The organism is Aeromonas sp. FDAARGOS 1410 (assembly GCF_019048745.1).
Lineage (GTDB): Bacteria > Pseudomonadota > Gammaproteobacteria > Enterobacterales > Aeromonadaceae > Aeromonas > Aeromonas jandaei.
Genome location: NZ_CP077401.1, coordinates 2,189,406 through 2,208,394, shown reverse-complemented (window position 1 = coordinate 2,208,394; position 18,989 = coordinate 2,189,406). Strand labels below are relative to the sequence as shown.

Below are 18,989 nucleotides of genomic sequence, written 5' to 3'. Positions count from 1 at the left end.
ACATCACCCCTTACCCAATCAGGCTGGCAGCTGTGCGAAGCGCTCTACCGCCTGCGCCACTTGAGCCAGACTCCCCTGCCAGAAGGCCGACTGGCGAATATCCTGCCCCAGATGTTTTGCCACCAGCGCCTCGGCGCTCATCCGGCCGGTATCGCGCAGCAGGTCGCGGTACGCCTGCGCCACATTGTCGTCTCCCGCCGCCTGGCGACTCATCAGTTGCTCATACACACCGAGGCTGAAGAGATAACCGAACAGATAGGGATAGTTGTAAAAACCCAGCCCGGCGATGGAGAAGTGCGCCTTGGCCGCCCAGAACATGGGGTGATAGCGGCAGAGGCTCTTCTCATACCAGCGTCCCCACGCCTCATCGGTCAGCGCCTTGAGGCGGGCCGGCGCAACGTAGCCATGCTCCCGCTCGGCCACCAGCGCCCGCTCGAAGTCGAAACGGGCCGGGATATTGACCAGGAAGGTAGCTGCGGCATCGGCCCCGGCCCAGGCAATCGCCAACTGCTCTTCGGGACTTTCTGCCTGCTCGAACAGGGCGCTGCGCACCAGAGTCTCGGCAAAGATGGAGGCCGTTTCGGCCAGCGTCATCGGATAGCTGCGCTGACTCATCGGCAGATCGCGGATCACCCAGTTGTGCCAGGCGTGGCCCAGTTCATGGGCCAGCGTAATGACGTTGTCCATGGTGCCGGCATAGGTGACGAAGACCCGCGGCTCGACCGGTTCGGCAAATTTGGTGCAGTAGGCGCCGGTGCGGCGATTTGGCGTGGGCGCCGCATCAATCCACCCCTTCTCGGCCATCATCCGGGCAAACTCCCCCATCTCGGGATCGAAACGGCTAAAGGCATCGGCAATCAGCTCGATCGCCTCCTCGAACGGGATCTCGCGGCCGCTGGCAGCCGGAGGCGGCGCAAAGAGATCCTCGGCCCCCGGATCGTCGATGCCAAGGCGTGCGGCCATCAGCTCCAGCGCCCGCTGACCAAGGGTTCGGGCCTGCCAGGTCTCGCTCATCAGCGTATCCAGGGTGGCGCGCTCTATATGGCTCTGATGACAGGAGAGATCGAGTGCATCGAGCTGCCGCTCACTGCCACGCTGACGCGAGAGCTCAAGCCGCCAGCCGTTGATGGCATTGAGGATGGCGGCCACCGTCTCCTGCTCTCCCTCCCAGCCGGCGCTGATGGCATCGAATGCATCCCGGCGCAGGGAGCGCAACGGGCTGGAGAGCAGATTGCTCGCCTCCGCCAGTCCCATCTCGCGGTCATCGATCACCAGCCGGATCTTGCCCACCAGATCGTTGTAGAGGTTGCCCCAGGCGTGCAGACCATCGGTGCCCAGACCTATCACCAGCTGCTCTGCCGCCACCGGCAGACGCTGATCCTGCAATCTGCGTTCGTGACGCAGGCGATACTCCTCCTCACCAAGCAGGGGATCAGCCATCAACAGACCAAATTCGGCCTCCGGCAGCGCCAGCATCAGGTCTTCCACCGGCGCCAGCGTCTTGAACAGATCGGCATTGAGGGCGCGAGCACGGGATGCCAGCTGCTTGGCCTGGGTATCGCGAGCATCCTGACTGCCCCGGCAGGCGGCCAGAATCGCCACGTTCCAGCCGATATGACGAATGCGGCGGGCACGCAGGCGCACCTCCCGCAGGCAATCTTGCCGCGCCTCCCCCGCAAGGTCGGCCAGATTGGCGACCAGTGCCGCCAGTGGTGCAAGGGCAGCACGGGCCTCGGCCATGTCGGCCTCAAGCTCGGGACTGTCGAGAGCGGGATAGATATGGTGGTTGTGCCACTGCTGAAGGTATCGGGTTGCTTGCATTGAAGGCTCGTTATCAAGATGTCAAACAGGGAGAGATAGTCGCCAGCATCTGTCACTGGCGGCCCCGAAAGATAGTACAGACGCTTATTTGGCTGGCTTGAGTTTGCTTATCAGCGTCATCGCCAGCACCAGCACCAGGCCCGCTACCACACCGGCCACCGCGTTGAGCAGAGTCGGCGTCACCACTGCCAGTACGGCCCCTACAGTGGGCAGAGTGGCGACAACCGCGGCGGCGCCTTCAATGAGGTGATGGGCAAAAGGCCAACCATGCACCAGAATGCCGCCGCCCACCATAAACATGGCGATCGTCCCTACCAGCGCCAGCAGATGCATCAGCTTGGGCGCCGTACTCAGCAGTCCCTGCCCCACCGCGCGGCGCAGTGCCCCGCCATCCGGCTTTTTCAGGAGGTGCAGGCCGATATCATCGAGCTTGACGATAAGCCCCACCAAACCATAAACCCCGATGGTCATCAGCAGGGCGATACCCGCCACCACCGAGAGCTGCAGGGCGATGCTCGCCCCCTGTACTGTACCAAGGGCGATGACGATGATCTCGGCGGAGAGAATAAAGTCGGTGCGGATCGCCCCCTTCACCTTCTGCTGCTCGAAGGCCACCAGATCGTCAGGAATGGGGCCGGCATGATGTTCTCCCTCCTCCTGATGAGGCAAAAACTTGTGCGCCAGCTTCTCTGCACCTTCAAAGCAGAGGTAGGCGCCCCCCAGCATCAAGAGCGGGGTAATGAGCCAGGGCACCAGAGCACTGATGGCGATGGCGGCGGGCACCAGAATCAACTTGTTGCGAAATGACCCCTTGGCCACCGCCCACACCACCGGCAGCTCCCGCTCGGCACGCACTCCGGAGACCTGCTCAGCATTGAGGGCAAGATCGTCCCCCAACACTCCGGCGGTCTTCTTTGCCGCCATCTTGGTCATCAGCGCCACGTCATCGAGCACGCTGGCGATATCGTCGAGCAGGGCCAACAAACTGGTTCCGGCCATATCAGAGATTCCTTATATCAGTGAGAACAACCCCGGGAGAGAGGTGTGCGGTCTGATGACCACCAGGGTCAGCAGGGCCACCTCATGGCGATGGCAGGCCATCATCGGCCGCGCCAGGCAACCGTCGCTCGCCATCTGGGGTTACTTCTTTCGGGCAAAAGATGGCACAGTGTAACGAGAAGCTACCGTTTCGGCAGCAACCCGGAGCCATTTGTTATTGGCCCTCCTCAACACACCAGCAAGGAGTCCCCATGCAACCCTGGCAACCTCTGCTCGATTTCTGGTTTGGCGACCCGACCGACGACGCCCTGCGCGCCAAACGACAAGCCCCGCTCTGGTGGGGCAAAAGTCGCGAGACCGATGCCCTGCTGGCCCGGCGTTTTGGCGTGCAGGCAGAGGCGGCCGCCAACGGGGAGCTGGCCGACTGGGCCGATCTGCCCCACGGCAGGCTGGCGCTGATCCTGCTGCTCGACCAGCTGCCCCGCAATATCCATCGCGGTACCCCCACCGCCTTTGCCCGGGATCCGCTCGCCCGCGAGCAGTGCCTCAAGGGGCTATCCCTTGGCATGGATCGGCAGCTCTCGCCGCTGGAGCGGGTCTTCTTCTATCTGCCGCTGGAACACGCGGAGTCCCGTGAGCAGCAAGCCAGAAGCGTGGCCCTGTTTGAAGAGCTGGCGGCCGAGCAGGCGCATTCCCCAGCGAACGAGACCTTTGCCGGATTTGCCGACTTTGCCCGCCGCCATCAGGTGATCATCGAACGCTTTGGCCGCTTCCCCCACCGCAACGACATTCTGGGTCGCACCAGCACGCCGGAAGAGGCGGCGTTTTTGCTGCAACCCGGTTCGGGCTTCTAAACCGGCCAGCCATAAAAAAATCCCCGCCATGATCATGACGGGGATTTCTCTTTGCACCGGCCAACCCTCTGGTCAGCTCAAGCCATGGTTATGCCTTGGCGGGAGCACTCTCGCCCAGCTCTTCGGTCTCGCCCAGACTGTCTTCGGTCTTGGCGACCACGCTGGCGGCGATGGCGTTGCCCAGCACGTTGGTGGCAGAGCGGCCCATATCGAGGAAGTGGTCGATCCCCAGCAGCAGCAGGATGCCAGCTTCCGGAATATGGAACTGGTTCAGGGTCGCGGCAATCACCACCAGAGAGGCGCGCGGCACCCCGGCCATCCCCTTGGAGGTGACCATCAGCAGCAGCAGCATGGTGATCTGCTGGGCGGTGGAGAGCTCGATGCCATAAGCCTGAGCGATGAACATCACCGCGAAGGTGCAGTACATCATGGAGCCGTCGAGGTTGAAGGAGTAACCCATTGGCAGCACGAAACTGGCGATGCGTTTGTCACAACCGAACTTCTCCAGACGATCCAAGGTCTTCGGATAGGCCGCTTCAGAGCTGGCGGTAGAGAAGGCAAGCAGGATGGGTTCGCGGATCATCGCCAGCAGCTTGATGATGCGACCACGCAGGAAGGCGCCACCCATGGCGATCAGCAGCAGCCAGAGGCAGCCAAGGGCGATGTAGAACTGGGCCATGAAGCTGCCGTAGGTAACCAGAATACCCAGCCCCTCTTTGGCCACCATGGCGGCAATGGCGCCAAACACGGCGAACGGCGCAAAGTTCATCACATAGCCGGTCACTTTCAGCATGATCTCGGCAGCACTGGCCATCAGCACCACCACCGGTTTGGCCAGATCGCCCAGCGCCGCTGCGGCCAGACCAAAGAACAGGGAGAAGACCACGATCTGCAGGATCTCGTTGGTGGCCATCGCCTCGACCACGCTTTTCGGAATGGCGTGGGTCACGAAATCTTTCAGGGTAATCGCGCCTGCAGCAATGCCAGAGCTGGCGGTATCATTGGGCAGGGAGAGGGAGAGGCCCACACCCGGCTGCATCAGGGTGACCATCACCAGACCCAGGCTCAGGGAGAGCAGGGAGGCCAGCATGAACCAGCCGAGGGTTTTGGCACCGATACGACCCACAGTGCGGGTATCGCCCATCTTGGCGATGCCGACCACCAGGGTGGTGAAGACCAATGGTGCGATGATCATCTTGATCAGTCGCAGGAAGATATCGGTCAGGATAGTGATGTTGTTTGCAAAGTCTGCCGCCTGATCGGCAGCAAACAGGCGATAGCCCTGGCCGGTAAGGATGCCAAGCAACATCGAAATGAGGATGGCGACCGTCAGTTTATTCATTTTCATGGGGGAGTCCCGGTTTTGATTGGTGCAAGCCGTTGACAGTGGCATGGGAGCCACTACAGTCCGTTTTTGTGATCCGAGCCGTTGATTCCTGGCGGCTGGTATGCTGGGAGAATGCCTAAAAGCAGGGGGTAAATCTAGAGGCTTACTCCAGAATTTTATGCTGCTGTTAGATGTATGTGATATGGATCTTGCAACAAACCAATATTAATCACCGCTTATTTTAATATCAGCAAGATATTTGGTGGAAAGCGACTGTTCATTAATTGCCCGCGTTAGCAACCGGAAGGTAAGCAGGGCCGAGATGGTGTGTTGTACCTGCATCTGCGCCATGAAGGTGTCCGGCTCATCCTCGTCAAAGCCGAACATGGGGCGCTCCGGGGTCACCCTTATCACATCGCGCGCAATGGTCAGCTCCTCCACCTGCAGCATGGGGTAACCCTCCCGCTGCGCCAGCTCCCCTGCCCGCTTGAGCACATATTTGCGGGCCGTCTCCCTGTCCACCAGATCGTTGCCGACAAACTCCAGCTGCCACTTGTCGGGCGCAAGGCGGGTCTCGGAAAAGCCGGTGCGACCGTTCCAGAACGACTTCTCCTGCTGATATGGCGTGGCACAGCCACCGAGCAGCAACGAGAGCAAAACCAGAGATCGCCAGATGGATGCAGAGAGAGACACGATAACCCCCGTCAGGGCAGAACAGTGCCGCTACTACAACACAGCGCAAGGGGGATAGACAATCGCAGCAACGGCAAAGAGCAGAAAAGAAAAAAGGCCTTGTCGTTTGACAAGGCCTTTTCCGGGGAATGATGGTCGGCGTGAGAGGATTTGAACCTCCGACCCCTGACACCCCATGACAGTGCGCTACCTGGCTGCGCTACACGCCGACGAAGTCAGTCTGAGCTGACGGGGGCTGAGTTTATGGAGATGGCCCAGCCCTGTCAACAAAGAAACGCCGCCAATTCCCCGACAATGGTGCGTTCGCCTGCTTTGCGAACAATCAGCGGTTAAAGGTCAGCCGCTTGCCCAGGATCTGGTCAGTGACCTGCCCGTTTTGCCAGGCGATCTGGCCGTTCACCAGCGTCATCTCCACCGTGCTGTGGAAACGGTAGCCGTTGAAGGGCGACCAGCCACAGTGGTAGAGGATGTTGTCATCGTTGACCACATAGGGCTTGCCCAGATCCAGCAGCACCAGATCGGCAAAGTAGCCCTCGCGGATGTAGCCGCGATCCTGCACCTGAAAACGCTCGGCCACCGCATGGGAGGTCTTCTTGACGATGGTCTCCAGGGTGAACACGCCGTTATGGTAGAGCTCCAGCAATGCCTGCAGGGAGTGCTGCACAAGCGGCACACCGGACGGCGCCTTGAAGTAGCTGTTCTGCTTCTCCTCCCAGGTATGGGGGGCATGGTCGGTGGCGATGATGTCGAGTACGTCATTGCGCACCGCATCGAGAAGCGCATGCTGATCGGCCGCGCTCTTCACCGCCGGGTTGCACTTGATCTGGCTACCGAGGGTGTCGTAATCGGCTTCGTTGAAGAACAGATGGTGAACACACACCTCGGCAGTGATGTTCTTGTCTTTCAGTTCACTCAGATCGTGACTGGCGGTAAAGAGCGACAGCTCCTTGGCTGAGGTCAGATGCAGCACATGCAGCTTGGCGCCGTACTGCTTGGCCAGCGCTACCGCCATGCTGGAGGATTTGTAGCACGCCTCGTCACTGCGGATGCGGCCATGCTCGCCCATCGGCACATTCTCGCCCCACTTGGCCCGCGCCGCCTCTTCGGCTTTGGCGATGGTCGGGGTGTCTTCGCAGTGGGTGACGATCATCACCGGACTCTCGCGGAAGATGGCCGCCAGGGTCTCCTGATTGTCCACCAGCATGTTGCCGGTCGAGGAGCCCATGAACACCTTGACCCCGCAGGACTGCTTGGGATCAAGACGCTTGATCTCTTCCAGGTTGTCGTTGGTAGCACCCAGATAGAAGCTGTAGTTGGCAACGGAGGAGTTGGCGGCGATCTGATATTTGGCTTCGAGGGCGTCGAGGGTGGTGGTCTGGGGATTGACGTTGGGCATTTCCATGAAACTGGTGGTACCACCGGCGACGGCGGCCCGGGATTCACTGGCGATGGTCCCCTTGTGGGTCAGCCCCGGCTCCCGGAAGTGGACTTGATCATCGATCATTCCGGGGATGAGGTGGCGACCTGCGGCATCGATCACCACCGCATCGTGCGCGTCGATATCGGGTGCGATGCGGGCAATCCGTTCCCCCTCGATCAACACGTCGGAGGCATAGATACGGCCTTCGTTGACCAGGGTGGCATTCTTGATAAGCAGTTTGTTCATGGGGGGTTCCAGTTCCTTTGCCGATAATCGCGGGTCATAATAGCGCAAAACTGCCCTTTCTCTGTAGCAAGGCCTGACTGATGAAGTTATTTGTAAGAGATTTGACCGTGATCGACTCCAGCTACCTCTGCGAACGCCGCGGCATGGTAGGTGAGAGCTGGCTGGTAGATATCGAAATGAGCGGCGAGCTCAACGAGATGAGCATGTTGCTGGACTTCGGCCGGGTAAAGAAGCTTATCAAGTCGATCATCGATGACGAGGTGGATCACAAGCTGCTGGTCCCGACCGAGAGCTCTCTGGTGCATGTCGAGACGCTGGAAGATGGCGAGAGCTGCGTCGATCTGCTGCGCCCCGGCCGCTCCATCCACCTGCGCTGCCCGACCCAGGGTTTTGCCTTTATCCCAGCCCCGCAGGTCGACAAGGAGTCGGTCACCCGCTACCTGCTGGCTGTACTGGCCAAGCGGCTGCCGGGCAACATCAAGGATCTGTCGCTGACCCTGCGTCAGGAGGCCATCGACGGCCCCTTCTATCACTACAGCCACGGCCTGAAGAAGCACGATGGCAACTGCCAGCGTATCGCCCACGGCCACCGCTCTCCCATCGAGATCCACATCGATGGCGAGCGAGATGGCGAGCTCGAACAGCAGTGGGCCGAACGCTGGGCCGATATCTATCTCGGCACCGATGAGGATAAAGTTGCCCTCGAAGAGCTGGCCCTCAGTGCCCGTGCCAACGTGCAGCTGGGTGAACACCACACCGGCTTCAAATATGTGGCGCCACAGGGGCTGTTCCAGCTGGCCATCCCCACCACCGAGGTGGAGATGATCGACACCGACACCACGGTCGAGCTGCTGGCTTGCTACATCGCCCGCGAAGTGAAGAAGATGGTAGGCGACAAGTTCGTCAAGATTGTTGCCTATGAAGGGGTCGGCAAGGGCGCCATCGCCTACGCCTGATCCTCTTGTCACTGCCGCAAACAACAAGGCCCCGCAACTGCGGGGCCTTGTTGTTTCAGCCTGTTGCCATCAGGCGCTCAGGCGGAAGCGCTTGACCAGGCTCTCCTGCTGCTCGGCGAGGGAGTCGAGCTGCTGGCTGGTCTGGGCCACCCGCTCGATCCCCTGGTAGTTGAGATCCGAGATATCGGAGATACGGTTGAGGTTGGTAGCGATGTCGGCGCTGGTCGCCTGCTGCTGCTCGGCGGCGGAGGCAATCTGGCTCGACATGTCGCTGATGAGCACCACGATCCCCTGCACCTCCTCCATGGCGTTGTTGGCGTGGGAGCTCTGATCCATGCAGCTGTCCATCTCGCGCGAGCACTCCTGCATCACGGTCACCGCTCTGGCGACCCCCTGCTGCAGGTTCTCGATCATGGTCTGGATCTCGCTGGTGGATTGCGCGGTGCGCCCCGCCAGACTGCGCACCTCGTCGGCGACCACCGCAAAACCGCGCCCCTGCTCGCCAGCACGCGCCGCCTCGATGGCCGCGTTGAGGGCCAACAGGTTGGTCTGCTCGGCGATGCCGCGAATGACGTCGAGAATGTTGCCGATCTGGCTGCTCATGCTGCTCACATCGCCAATCACCTTGCCGGTCTGTTGCAACTTGCCCGCCAGCTGATGGGTGGTGGTGATATTGCCCGCCATCACCTTGCGCCCCATCTCGGAGGCCTTCTCCACATCCATCACCCGCTCCAGAGTCTGGTTGGCAGCCTGCGCCACCTCGCGTACCGAAGCTTCCATCTGGGTCATGGCGGCGGCGACCGAGGCTGTCTCCTGCCGCTGTTTCTCCAGATCGGCCCGCACCGATTCGGTGGTATGGCGGTTGCCATGGGCGGCATCGTTAAGCTGGGCTGATGCGTTGGAGAGCTGGGCCAGCACTTCCCCCATCTGCTCGATCAGCAGGTTGAGCTGGCTGCCCAGCTGACCAAATTCGTTCTTGCTCTGAAAGCCGATGCGCTGGGTCATGTCGCCGCGAGTCACCTCGGAGAGGACTCGCAGCAGCTCCCGCAGCGGACGGCGGATCGCCTTGCCCAGGGTGTAGGCCACCAGCATGGCGATCAGGATGGCAACCGCGATGCTCGCCCCCTGAGTCAAAGTGCTCTGGCGCTGCACCTCTTTGGCATGCTGGATACTGCCGTTCATCAGCTGCTGGCTGCTCGCCGTCATCCGCTCCAGCCGGTTCTGGATCTCGACGATAAGAGCGCTGGCCTGCTTGCTCTTCTCCCGCATCAGCTCCTGCTGCTTCATCAGCGCCAGATACTGGGCCAGCACCCCTTCGCTGGCGGTGGTGTCGCGCACGAAGCCGTGAACATAATGGCCCATGTCGTTCTCGAAATTCTTGAGCTCACCCTGCAGATCCTTGATGGTGCTGTTGAACCCCTCGATCTGCATCTTGTTGCGCTTGAGCGCCCCTTCGATGGGAGCCGGGATGGTCTGGTTGAGCGCATCCATGGTGGAAAGTTCGATGGCGGAGAGCTTGGTGGTCAGGGTCTCGGAGAGCATCTTGATGAAGCTGTCGTCGATGGTGATCATCATGTCACCCAGATTCTTCTTGAACTGGGGCAGACTGACCTGAAACTGCCCCTTGGCCAGATTGACCTTGTGCAATCGGGTGAGCAGCGCCTCGTGCTCACCCGGCAGGGTATCGGTCAGTTCCAGATAACTCGCCACCTGCTCGCCAAGGGCGGTCATCTCGCCCTGCAGCTCGGGGTGTTCGGCCACCTGCTGACGCAAGGCGGCCAGGGTCTTGTCGACCTGCGCCTTGGCCTGTTTCAGCTCGGCCACTTCGGCCGGCAGCTGTTTGGGGTCCTGCTCGGTCAGCACATCCCCGAGCCACTTGTTGGCACTGAGTAGGCTGATCTGGGTCTGACTGCTGGCGATCACCAGCGGCATCGACTGCTGGGTAACCTGTTCCAGCGCCCCGCCGAGGGTCTCCTGACTACGAAATGTGAGCAGTGAGCTGGCCACCATCACGGCCACCAGAATAGCGAAGCCGAGATAGACCCGCTGCAAGATGGAGAGATCCGACATTGATTGTTTCATTATTATCCCGCTGTATATGCAAAAGTCCCTTGCCTGAGTACCCCGTCCTTTTGATACCCTGCAGACCACCCTGAACAGGCGCTACAGATGACGTCCCTCCGGCTATCGGTATTTTTAACAATAACTGAAGGGAATGGGACATCAGCTGTGTCAAATCTCGGCTTGTGTCACACTTGCCGTGCAGCGCGGAGCCGCTTGGGATCCAAATTCGATTTTCTTTTTCTCATAAGGGAGTTAGCCATGGCGCAAGAAACCATTTTCAGCAAAATCATCCGCAAAGAGATCCCCGCCGACATCCTTTATCAGGACGATCTGGTGACCGCTTTCCGGGACATCCAGCCCAAGGCCAAGACCCACGTGCTGATCATTCCCAATGTGCTGATCCCCACCGTCAACGATGTGGAGCCGGAGCACGAGCAGGCCCTTGGCCGGATGTTCACCGTGGCCCGCAAACTCGCCGCCGACGCAGGTATTGCCGAGGATGGCTACCGCCTCATCATGAACTGCAACCGCCACGGCGGGCAGGAGGTCTACCACATCCACATGCATCTGGTCGGTGGCCAGCCGCTGGGACCGCTGCTCAGCCTGTAATGACTCGCTACATCACTACCTGCCGCAGCGCCCTGCTGCTCTGCGGCGCCCTGCTGTTGCTGGGGGGCTGCGCCTCCCGCTGGCAAGACATGTTCGTCTCCTACTCCGATCAGATGGTGCCATTGCGCAACCAGCTGCTGCTGGGCCATGCCGCCGAAGCGCTGCCCGAGGTGCGCGACTCCACCCTCGGCGATGACACCTTTGTCCTCGATCGCCTTGAAGAGGGGCGCATCGCCTGGCTCGCCGGTCAGGATGCGGGCAGCAAGCAGGCGTTTTCTGCCGCCGACAGCCGCCTTCAGTGGGAAGACAATCAGGCCGAATACCGGCTGAGCCACGGTCTGGATCAGGTGGGCAGCCTGCTCACCAACGACCAGTCGATGGCCTACCTCACCCCCGATTACGAACGCACCATGCTGCACCACTATCTGGCCCTCAACTACCTGCAACGAGGGGATGCCGATGGCGCCCTGGTGGAGGTACGCCGGGCCAATCAGGTGCAGGAGCAGGCCCTGAAACGGCGAGCTGACGAGGTGCGCAAGGCAAAGGATGAGAGCGAAGAGGCCGAGACCGAGGGGGAGATGCGCCAGCTGATGTCGCGCGGTGCACCCGAGCTCGACCGGCTGATCGGCAAGGTCAAGAACGGTTTTCAGAACGCCTATACCTTCTACTTCTCCGCCGTGCTCTATGAGGCAACGGGGGATCTCAACGACGCCTGGGTCGATTACCAGCGCGGCTACCAGATAGCTCCGGACAACCGCAGCCTGCAGGATGCCTTGCTGCGTCTGGCGGTGCTGCGCGGCGCGCCGGACGAGATCCGCGCGACCGAAAAAAAGGTGGGTCGCAAAGCGCCACCCTCCGCTAAAAATCAGGGCCAACTGGTGGTGCTGTTTGAAGATGGCCTGATCCCGGCGCGGCGCGAACTCTTCCTGCCGCTGCCCATCTCCACCTCCCGCGGCGATTTTCGCACCTTTACCGTAGCCATCCCCTATTACGATAATCGGGCCAGCGATACGGGGCCGCTCACGGTCACGCTCGGCAAACGGGTCGAGCAGACCAGCGAGCTGGTCAGGCTGGAAGCGCTGGCCGCCAAGGATCTGCAGGAGCGGCTGCCCGGTATGCTGACCCGCCAGGCGCTGCGGCTGGTGGCCAAGGAGCAGATGCGCCGCACCGCCACCAAAGAGGGGGGCGATGTGGGCAATATTCTGGTGGGGATCTTCAACACCCTCTCGGAGCGTGCCGATACCCGCAGCTGGCTGACACTGCCGGCGCAGGCATCGAGCTGGCAGGGGATGGTGCCAGCGGGTGAGGTGAACCTCACTCTGGGAGCGGGTGCTGCCCAGCGCCAGTTGCCGCTGACCATTCATAGCGGCCGCACCACCCTGGTCTGGGTTCAGCGCCTCGGCGCCGGCCTGACCACCCGGGTGATGCCGCTCTGAGCAAGACGATTAACCGGGCAGCCCCCAGTGCTGCCCCACTCACTCCAATCAAGGAGAGCAAGATGAAAGCATACGGGTTGGCCCTCGGGCTCGCGCTGCTGCTGACCGGCTGCGCCACCAACACCTCCGGCGTGGCGCTCTATGGAGCACCGGGCGCCGCAGCGGTGGCGGAGCAGCATCAAAACGTCAACGTCACCCTGACCGAGCTGAGCCGCCGTGAACAGAACGGACTGCTGCAGGTCAATGTGGCCGCCGCCAGCACCCAGCGTGGCGACAACAAGCTGCAATATATGTTCTATTGGTATGATGAGGCCGGTCAGGAGGTCGCCAACGACGGTCGTGGCTGGACACCGCTCAAGCTGCATGGCTATCAGACCCGCACCCTGTCTGCCCTGGCGCCGAGCCCGACCGCCCGCGGTTACCGGATTTATGTACGTGAAGTGATTGAGGAATCCTACTGATGAAAATGAATCATGCCCTGCTGATCCTGACCGGCGCCCTGCTGCTGGGCGGCTGCTCCAGCACCACGGTCAGCTACGGTGATCCGACCGAAACCGAAACGGTCACCGTCGATTACGGCTCAAGCGATCTGCAGGCTATTGCCGACAAGATGGCGGATTCCATGCTGGCCTCCCCCGCCACCAGCGAGATCACCGCCGGCGGCCGTCCGGTTATGTTCATGGACTCCATCCGCAACAAGACCTCCGAGCACATCGATACTGAAGCGATCACCGACACCATCCGCACCAAGCTGCTGCGGGCCGGCAAGTTCCGCTTCGTCGACATGAGCAAGGTTGCCGCCGTCAAGCAGCAGCTCGAATATCAGCAGAGCAGCGGCATGGTTGACCCGGCCTCCATGGTACGACTGGGCAAGCAGACCGGTGCCCGCTACATGGTCTATGGCAACCTCGCCAGCATCGTCAAGGACAATGGCAAGGTGAAGGATGTCTACTACCAGATGACCATGAACCTGATGGATCTGCAAAGCGGCGAACTGCTCTGGGCTGACCAGAAAGAGATCCGCAAGCAGGCGAAGAAGTCCACCTTTGGCTGGTAAGGCTAATCCGGTGATGCTCGCCCCCGACGTTTTGCTCGCCACGCTGCCCGTCCCATGGCGGGACGGGACTCTCGAGCCGCTCGGCGCGGGCCTCACCAACAGCAACTATCGACTGCGCCTCCCTTCGGGGCGCAGTTACTTTTTGCGCCAGGGCCACCCGGACCCGGTGCGCCTTGGCATCGACCGTGCCACCGAGTGGCGGCTCTATCAGGGCGCCATGAAGTCGGGTCTGGCACTGCCCTGCCATTACCAGGATCCCGCCAGCGGCCTGATGCTGCTGGAGTGGTGCGACGAGCCAAACTGGCTAGAGGCTGCGCCCTCCGTCGCCGAACAGCCCCGTCTGCTGGCTGAGGTGCTGCGCAAGCTGCATCGCCTCCCCCTTCCCTCTGTGGTGATGGCGGTACGTGCCCACGCCGCCGGTTATCGCGCCCGGCTGGCTCAGGTACCGACCTGGTTGCCGGCACTGGAGCGCAGCCTGCTTGCCAGCCGCGAACCCGACGATTGCTGGCGACCTTGCCACCATGATCTCAATCCGGCTAACTTGTTGGGTCACGCGCCCTGGGTTATCGACTGGGAGTACGGTGCGGCAGGCCATCCCGGCTTTGAGGTGGCCAGCATCCAGCGCACCCACGACTGGCCCGAAGAGCAGCGCCTGGCGCTGGAGGAGCACTATCTGCGCTCGCTACCACGTCATCAGTGGCCTGATTTTCAGAGTGAGGCGTTCATCCCCTGGGTCGACTATATCGGTCTGCTCTGGGCCCTGCTGATGGCGGAACAAGACGCTTCGCCCGACTACGACACACTGATTGCCCTCAACCGGCAACGACTGGAGTGACAGATGATCAACAAGGTGCGCTGGCACAAGCCAAAAACCTGGGGTCTGCTACTGCTCGGCCTGCTGCTGACCGGCTGCTCGACCCGGGTCATCTACTACTGGATTGATACCGCCATCATCTGGCAGCTGGACGACTATTTCGTCCTCACCTCCCCCCAGAAGGATCTGCTGAGCCGCGAGGTCAAAGGGCTGATGGCATGGCACCGCCAGCACGAGCTGCCCCGCTACGCCCGGGATCTCGATACCCTCGCCAAAGCGGTGGCCAGCCCCATGACACCGGAGCAGATCTCCACCAATCTCGATGCGGTGCAGCAGAGCCTGACCCGCACCCTGGAGAATGCCATTCCCCGTACCGTCAGGCTGGCGAGCACCCTGAGCGATGAGCAGGTGACCCGCTTCATGGCCGATCGGCTCAAGCGCCAGCAGGAGCGGCAGCAGGAGTTCGCCAGCGAACCCAAAGAGAAGATGCTGGCGGAGTTTCGCGACAAGATGAACCAGCGCCTCGAGTACTGGATTGGTGAAGTGAAACCGGCGCAAGCGCCACTGGTGGCCCAATGGGCCGAGTGGCAGTACGAGCTGATGCCCCCCTGGCTCGAGTTCCAGACCTCCTGGACCAAAGAGCTGGACAGGCTGATGCAGCAGCGTCAGAGCCCCAACTTCACCCGCGAGCTGACCGAGCTGCTGGCACAGGGGGATGGCATGATGGATGGCCGCTTCACCGGTTATACCGAGCAGTCGCGCCAGCGCACCGTCAACTGGCTCTGCGCCATGAGCCAGTCGCTGGATCTGGCCCAGCGGGCCCATCTCTACTCCCTGCTCAAGGGCTATGCCCGCGATTTCCAGCAGATGACCGGGAGCTGACCAAGGGGTTTCAGAATAATCCTAATTGGGCGGCAAGGGTTGTCCCGCCTGCGCCGCCTGTGGTAGTTTCCCCTTTCCATTTATCGGGAATACCCTTTTGCGCCTTATCGACAAAGTCAAACTGGGGCTGGTGGCACTCGTTGTCTCGCTCACTCTGCTTTGTTCCATCAATGTGATGGAAGGCCCGCTGCTACCCGATCAGCAACAGACCCAGAGCCTCTCGCAAGCGAGCGAGAGCGACGATGGTGTCATCAAGTTTGTTGCGACCAACCAGAATCACCTGCTGCGTTTTGAGCAGTCCCTGCGCAGCGACAACCAGCCCAAAAATGTGGTCTACGAACTGATCCAGAGCTGGTCTGCCCAGGCAATTCTGCTGGTGCTGCTTGGCTGGCTGTTGCTCGCCGCCCAGCTCTACCACAAGCAGCGCTTTCGCGATCCCTTCGCCACCATTCACCGCCACCGGCTGCAGCGCCAGTATCTGCAGTACCGCTTCACCCAGAGCTATCTGAGCGCCTGACCCCGAGGGGTTGGCGCATCCACTGTTTGCTCATCTCCTCCTTCTGACGGATCCCGCTTCGGCCTGATCCGCACTTGATGCATCCATTTTTCTGCGCCTTGCCGAGCCTTGATGCTATCGGCCTGCGCACCATTCTCCTGACAGAGGCCAATTTGCCATGAGAAAAACCAGTCATACCCTTCTTAACCGCATGAGCAAGTGGCAGTACGCCCTACTGCTGCTCATGCTGCTGACCTTTACCTTCTATTCGCTGCCCACCTTCTTTGGCGAGCAGCCCTCTCTTGGTCTGCACGGTCAGCAGAGCCTGACCACCAAACAGCAGATGCTGCTGACCGACAACCACCTGACCCCGGCCAAGATCATCGAACAACCGGAGCGGGTCGAGCTGGTCTTTGCCAGCCAGAGTGAACAGCAAAGAGCCAAACAACTGCTGGAGCAGCAGGGCCTCGACAGCGCTGCGCTGACGCTGGAGTTCCACTCCAACGCCCCGACCTGGATCAGCCGCCTTGGCGCCGACCCCATCAAGCTCGGGCTCGATCTGCGCGGTGGCTCCCAGCTGCTGATCGGGGTCGATGTCGATTTCGTCCTCGACGCCCAGACCAAGAATCTGGTCGACACCCTGCGCACCCGTTTCCGTGAAGCCAATCTGCGCGGAGCCGGCGTGGCCCGGGCCGATCTTGGCAGCGTCAATGTCACTCTGCCAGAAGCTGACGATCAGAGTGGCTGGCTCACCATCATCAAGGAGAGCGCCGGTACCCGTCAGGATCAGTGGAAAATGACCCGCAGCGGCAACCAGCTCAAGCTGGTGCTGAGCGAGGCCGAGCGCACCCAGCTCATCAACAACGCCGTGACCCAGAACCTCTCCATCCTCAAAAAGCGGATCAACGAACTCGGCATCGTCGAAGCTTCGGTACAGCGTCAGGGGCAGGATGGCATCCGCATCGAGCTGCCGGGCGTGCACAACCCCAAACAGGCGAAAGAGGTGATCGGGGCGACCGCGTCACTGGCATTCTACGAGGCCAAGGCTGACAGCCACTTCTACATCGCCGATCGCAACGGTCAGGCCGTCGGCATGGCGCGTCGGCCAGTGCTGACCGGCGAGCACATCGTCGATGCCCGCGCCAACATGGGCGAGATGGGCCAGCCACAGGTCAACATCGTGCTCGACACTCTGGGCGGCAACAAGATGAACCAGTTCAGCCGCCAGCATGTGGGCAAGCCGATGGCGACCGTCTTCACCGAGTACAAGACCAATGCCCAGGGCAAGCTGCGCGCCCAGAGCGAGGTGATCAACGTCGCCACCATCCAGACCGCCCTTGGCAACCAGTTCCGCATCACCGGGATTGGCAGCCTGCCGGAAGCGCAGGAGCTCGCCATGTTGCTGCGCGCCGGAGCCCTCACCGCACCGCTCAAGATCCTGGAAGAGCGCAGTATTGGCCCGACCCTCGGGATGCAGAATATCGAAGCGGGCTTCACCGCCCTCGGGTTCGGCATGGCGGGCATGATGCTGTTCATGATGGCCTGGTATCGCAAGTTCGGCTGGGTCGCCATCACCGCGCTGGTCGCCAACCTGCTGATGCAGGTCGGCATGCTGGCGGTGCTGCCGGGGGCCGTGCTGACCCTGCCGGGGATCGCCGGTCTGGTGCTGACGGTGGGGATGGCGGTGGATACCCACGTGCTCATCTTCGAGCGGATCAAGGATCGCCTGCGTGACGGCGGCTCGCTGGCCAACGCCATCGACTTTGGCTATCGCTCGGCATTTCGCACCATCTTCGATGCCAACATCACCACGCTCATCTGCGCCGTGGTGCTCTACTCCATCGGTTCCGGGCCGTTGCAAGGCTTCTCCATCACTCTCATTTTGGGGCTTATTTCCAGCATGGTGACCGGGATCTGGGGCACACGCGCCATCATCAACCCCCTGTGGGGCCGCAGCAGCGAGCGCACGCTGAAGGTGTAACGGGGCGAAGCGCCCCCTGATGAGCGGATCCGGCACCGCCGCCGGCCATGGAGATGGCCAGCCAAATGCGCCGGATCAGAGACATTTCCCCCGCAGTGCCAAGGCACGTCGGGATGCGGCCGCCAGCCAGGCGCTGGCAGGCCAAGGAGAGAACTATGTTTAGAATGATTGTTGCCATGGGGCTGACCCGCTGGCGTTATATCGGCCTGTGGGCCTCTATCGTACTGACAGTGGCGAGCATCGCCATGCTGCTGGTCAACGGCCTTGCCCTCGGCCTCGACTTTACCGGTGGCACCCTGCTGGAGTTTCATATCCAGACCCTCAAGGAGGCCCATGAGCTCAACGCCATGCTCACCTCCCCGCTAGCAGGCGCGGTGGAGCTCAGCTCTGCCGGTGTCCCCGGCGAGTGGCTGATCAAACTGCCACCGCACGAACTGCCCTGGCAGGCCACCGAGCTTGCCACCATGCTGACCCAGCAACTGGGCATGCCGGTCGAGCTGCTGCGCACCACCATCGTCGGCCCGCAGGTGGGCGCCGAGCTGTTCCAGCAGGGGATGCTGGCGGTACTGGTCGCCTCCCTCGCCATCTCGGCCTATCTGGCGTTTCGCTTCGAGTGGCGTCAGGCCATCGGCATCCTTATCTCGGTGATCCACGATGCCATCGTGGCGCTGGGGTTGCTGGCGCTGTTCAACATCGAGTTCGATCTCAACGTCATCGCCGGTCTGATGGCGGTGATCGGCTACTCCCTCAACGACAGCATCGTGATTTCGGACCGTTTGCGGGATCTGCTGAGCTCGCGCACCCAGATGGGGATCCACGAATGTTCTGATGTCGCCATCAAGGCCACCTTCAGCCGTACCATGATCACCTCGGGTACCACCCTGTTTACCGTCGGGGCACTGCTGCTGTTTGGCGGCGATACCCTCTACGGTTTCTCCTTCACTCTGTTCACCGGCATTCTGGTGGGGACCATCTCCTCCATCACGGTGGCCTCGACCGTGCAGGAGCTGCTGGGTCTGAGCCCGCAGGCCTATCAGAAGAAGGGTGAGGAGCCGCTGGCAGAGGCGGCATAGCCGCCTTTTTTGCGGTTCTTTTTACGATCTGTTTTACCTCCCACCTTCCGGCCCCTGCACACAAGCAGGGGCCTCTTTCCAGCCCCCTCTGTTAACGCTGTTAGCTTCTTTTTGCGAAGAAAATTTACGAGTGAGTAGATTGACAGCAAAAGATGAAAAAACAACCACACCTTAATAACAAAAAAGTCATTTTATTACGGCGTACCCCGCAAAAGTGTGACTGAAAGCACTTTCTTTAGGTCTCAAAAGCGGCAAGATTGT

Annotated in this window: 17 protein-coding genes and 1 tRNA gene; 11 read left to right on the top strand and 7 right to left on the bottom strand. The window is 61.2% G+C overall.

Annotated features, from left to right (window positions below):
• Window positions 1-18: 18 nt before the first annotated feature.
• A complete protein-coding gene (locus I6L40_RS10425) occupies window positions 19-1,821 on the bottom strand; it encodes a M3 family oligoendopeptidase (RefSeq protein ID WP_216995388.1) in 1,803 nt (600 codons plus the stop codon).
• Between the two features lie 84 nt (window positions 1,822-1,905).
• A complete protein-coding gene (locus I6L40_RS10420) occupies window positions 1,906-2,820 on the bottom strand; it encodes a DUF808 domain-containing protein (protein WP_156852071.1) in 915 nt (304 codons plus the stop codon).
• Window positions 2,821-3,071: 251 nt separating this feature from the next.
• Here I6L40_RS10420 and I6L40_RS10415 point away from each other — a divergent pair, with 251 nt between their 5' ends.
• Window positions 3,072-3,674, top strand: coding sequence for a DUF924 family protein (locus I6L40_RS10415; protein WP_216995387.1), 603 nt, complete (start codon window positions 3,072-3,074; stop codon window positions 3,672-3,674).
• Between the two features lie 88 nt (window positions 3,675-3,762).
• Here I6L40_RS10415 and I6L40_RS10410 read toward each other — a convergent pair whose 3' ends face one another.
• The 4 genes from I6L40_RS10410 to I6L40_RS10395 form a co-directional block, all read right to left on the bottom strand.
• The gene (locus I6L40_RS10410; RefSeq protein ID WP_124242816.1) at window positions 3,763-5,022 is read right to left on the bottom strand and encodes a dicarboxylate/amino acid:cation symporter; all 1,260 of its coding nucleotides are present in this window, start codon (window positions 5,020-5,022) and stop codon (window positions 3,763-3,765) included.
• A gap of 204 nt (window positions 5,023-5,226) precedes the next feature.
• Complete coding sequence (locus I6L40_RS10405; RefSeq protein ID WP_216995422.1) at window positions 5,227-5,658, bottom strand: hypothetical protein; 432 nt, start codon at window positions 5,656-5,658, stop codon at window positions 5,227-5,229.
• A 168-nt stretch (window positions 5,659-5,826) separates the two neighbouring features.
• A tRNA-Pro gene (locus tag I6L40_RS10400) sits at window positions 5,827-5,903 on the bottom strand.
• A 113-nt stretch (window positions 5,904-6,016) separates the two neighbouring features.
• Complete coding sequence (locus tag I6L40_RS10395) at window positions 6,017-7,360, bottom strand: dihydroorotase (protein WP_042033408.1); 1,344 nt, start codon at window positions 7,358-7,360, stop codon at window positions 6,017-6,019.
• An 80-nt stretch (window positions 7,361-7,440) separates the two neighbouring features.
• Here I6L40_RS10395 and I6L40_RS10390 point away from each other — a divergent pair, with 80 nt between their 5' ends.
• Complete coding sequence (locus tag I6L40_RS10390; RefSeq protein WP_201967564.1) at window positions 7,441-8,316, top strand: 6-carboxytetrahydropterin synthase; 876 nt, start codon at window positions 7,441-7,443, stop codon at window positions 8,314-8,316.
• 69 nt (window positions 8,317-8,385) lie between these two features.
• On the opposite strand, the gene I6L40_RS10385 is transcribed toward I6L40_RS10390, so the two are convergent.
• Window positions 8,386-10,398, bottom strand: coding sequence for a methyl-accepting chemotaxis protein (locus I6L40_RS10385; RefSeq protein ID WP_216995386.1), 2,013 nt, complete (start codon window positions 10,396-10,398; stop codon window positions 8,386-8,388).
• A 240-nt stretch (window positions 10,399-10,638) separates the two neighbouring features.
• Between I6L40_RS10385 and hinT the strand changes: the two genes are divergently transcribed.
• The 9 genes from hinT (at window position 10,639) to secF (ending at window position 18,728) form a co-directional block, all read left to right on the top strand.
• The gene (gene hinT, locus I6L40_RS10380; RefSeq protein WP_071911579.1) at window positions 10,639-10,989 is read left to right on the top strand and encodes a purine nucleoside phosphoramidase; all 351 of its coding nucleotides are present in this window, start codon (window positions 10,639-10,641) and stop codon (window positions 10,987-10,989) included.
• Entirely contained in the window at window positions 10,989-12,425 is a 1,437-nt protein-coding gene (locus tag I6L40_RS10375) for a COG3014 family protein (RefSeq protein WP_071911581.1), read from the top strand. The genes hinT and I6L40_RS10375 overlap by 1 nt, the downstream gene beginning before the upstream one ends.
• A 62-nt stretch (window positions 12,426-12,487) precedes the next feature.
• Window positions 12,488-12,886, top strand: coding sequence for a YcfL family protein (locus tag I6L40_RS10370; RefSeq protein WP_071911584.1), 399 nt, complete (start codon window positions 12,488-12,490; stop codon window positions 12,884-12,886).
• Window positions 12,886-13,482, top strand: a complete 597-nt coding sequence (lpoB, locus tag I6L40_RS10365) for a penicillin-binding protein activator LpoB (protein WP_033113381.1) — start codon at window positions 12,886-12,888, stop codon at window positions 13,480-13,482. Before I6L40_RS10370 ends, lpoB begins: the two co-directional genes overlap by 1 nt.
• A complete protein-coding gene (locus I6L40_RS10360) occupies window positions 13,472-14,317 on the top strand; it encodes a phosphotransferase (RefSeq protein WP_239693807.1) in 846 nt (281 codons plus the stop codon). The genes lpoB and I6L40_RS10360 overlap by 11 nt, the downstream gene beginning before the upstream one ends.
• A gap of 3 nt (window positions 14,318-14,320) precedes the next feature.
• A complete protein-coding gene (locus I6L40_RS10355) occupies window positions 14,321-15,178 on the top strand; it encodes a DUF6279 family lipoprotein (protein ID WP_071911588.1) in 858 nt (285 codons plus the stop codon).
• A 97-nt stretch (window positions 15,179-15,275) separates the two neighbouring features.
• Window positions 15,276-15,695: a hypothetical protein gene (locus I6L40_RS10350; RefSeq protein WP_071911590.1), complete on the top strand. Its 420-nt coding sequence runs from the start codon at window positions 15,276-15,278 to the stop codon at window positions 15,693-15,695.
• Between the two features lie 157 nt (window positions 15,696-15,852).
• Entirely contained in the window at window positions 15,853-17,655 is a 1,803-nt protein-coding gene (gene secD, locus I6L40_RS10345) for a protein translocase subunit SecD (protein WP_071911592.1), read from the top strand.
• A gap of 155 nt (window positions 17,656-17,810) precedes the next feature.
• On the top strand, window positions 17,811-18,728 hold the full coding sequence (secF, locus tag I6L40_RS10340; protein ID WP_192849737.1) for a protein translocase subunit SecF: 918 nt from the start codon (window positions 17,811-17,813) through the stop codon (window positions 18,726-18,728).
• Window positions 18,729-18,989: the final 261 nt, after the last annotated feature.

Bases quoted from the DNA above. Each gene is read 5' to 3' on its own strand.
- I6L40_RS10425 (WP_216995388.1), bottom strand. From the start codon at position 1,821: ATGCAAGCAACCCGATACCTTCAGCAGTGGCACAACCACCATATCTAT.
- I6L40_RS10420 (WP_156852071.1), bottom strand. From the start codon at position 2,820: ATGGCCGGAACCAGTTTGTTGGCCCTGCTCGACGATATCGCCAGCGTG.
- I6L40_RS10415 (WP_216995387.1), top strand. From the start codon at position 3,072: ATGCAACCCTGGCAACCTCTGCTCGATTTCTGGTTTGGCGACCCGACC.
- I6L40_RS10410 (WP_124242816.1), bottom strand. From the start codon at position 5,022: ATGAAAATGAATAAACTGACGGTCGCCATCCTCATTTCGATGTTGCTT.
- I6L40_RS10395 (WP_042033408.1), bottom strand. From the start codon at position 7,360: ATGAACAAACTGCTTATCAAGAATGCCACCCTGGTCAACGAAGGCCGT.
- I6L40_RS10390 (WP_201967564.1), top strand. From the start codon at position 7,441: ATGAAGTTATTTGTAAGAGATTTGACCGTGATCGACTCCAGCTACCTC.
- I6L40_RS10385 (WP_216995386.1), bottom strand. From the start codon at position 10,398: ATGAAACAATCAATGTCGGATCTCTCCATCTTGCAGCGGGTCTATCTC.
- hinT (WP_071911579.1), top strand. From the start codon at position 10,639: ATGGCGCAAGAAACCATTTTCAGCAAAATCATCCGCAAAGAGATCCCC.
- I6L40_RS10375 (WP_071911581.1), top strand. From the start codon at position 10,989: ATGACTCGCTACATCACTACCTGCCGCAGCGCCCTGCTGCTCTGCGGC.
- I6L40_RS10370 (WP_071911584.1), top strand. From the start codon at position 12,488: ATGAAAGCATACGGGTTGGCCCTCGGGCTCGCGCTGCTGCTGACCGGC.
- lpoB (WP_033113381.1), top strand. From the start codon at position 12,886: ATGAAAATGAATCATGCCCTGCTGATCCTGACCGGCGCCCTGCTGCTG.
- I6L40_RS10355 (WP_071911588.1), top strand. From the start codon at position 14,321: ATGATCAACAAGGTGCGCTGGCACAAGCCAAAAACCTGGGGTCTGCTA.
- secD (WP_071911592.1), top strand. From the start codon at position 15,853: ATGAGAAAAACCAGTCATACCCTTCTTAACCGCATGAGCAAGTGGCAG.
- secF (WP_192849737.1), top strand. From the start codon at position 17,811: ATGTTTAGAATGATTGTTGCCATGGGGCTGACCCGCTGGCGTTATATC.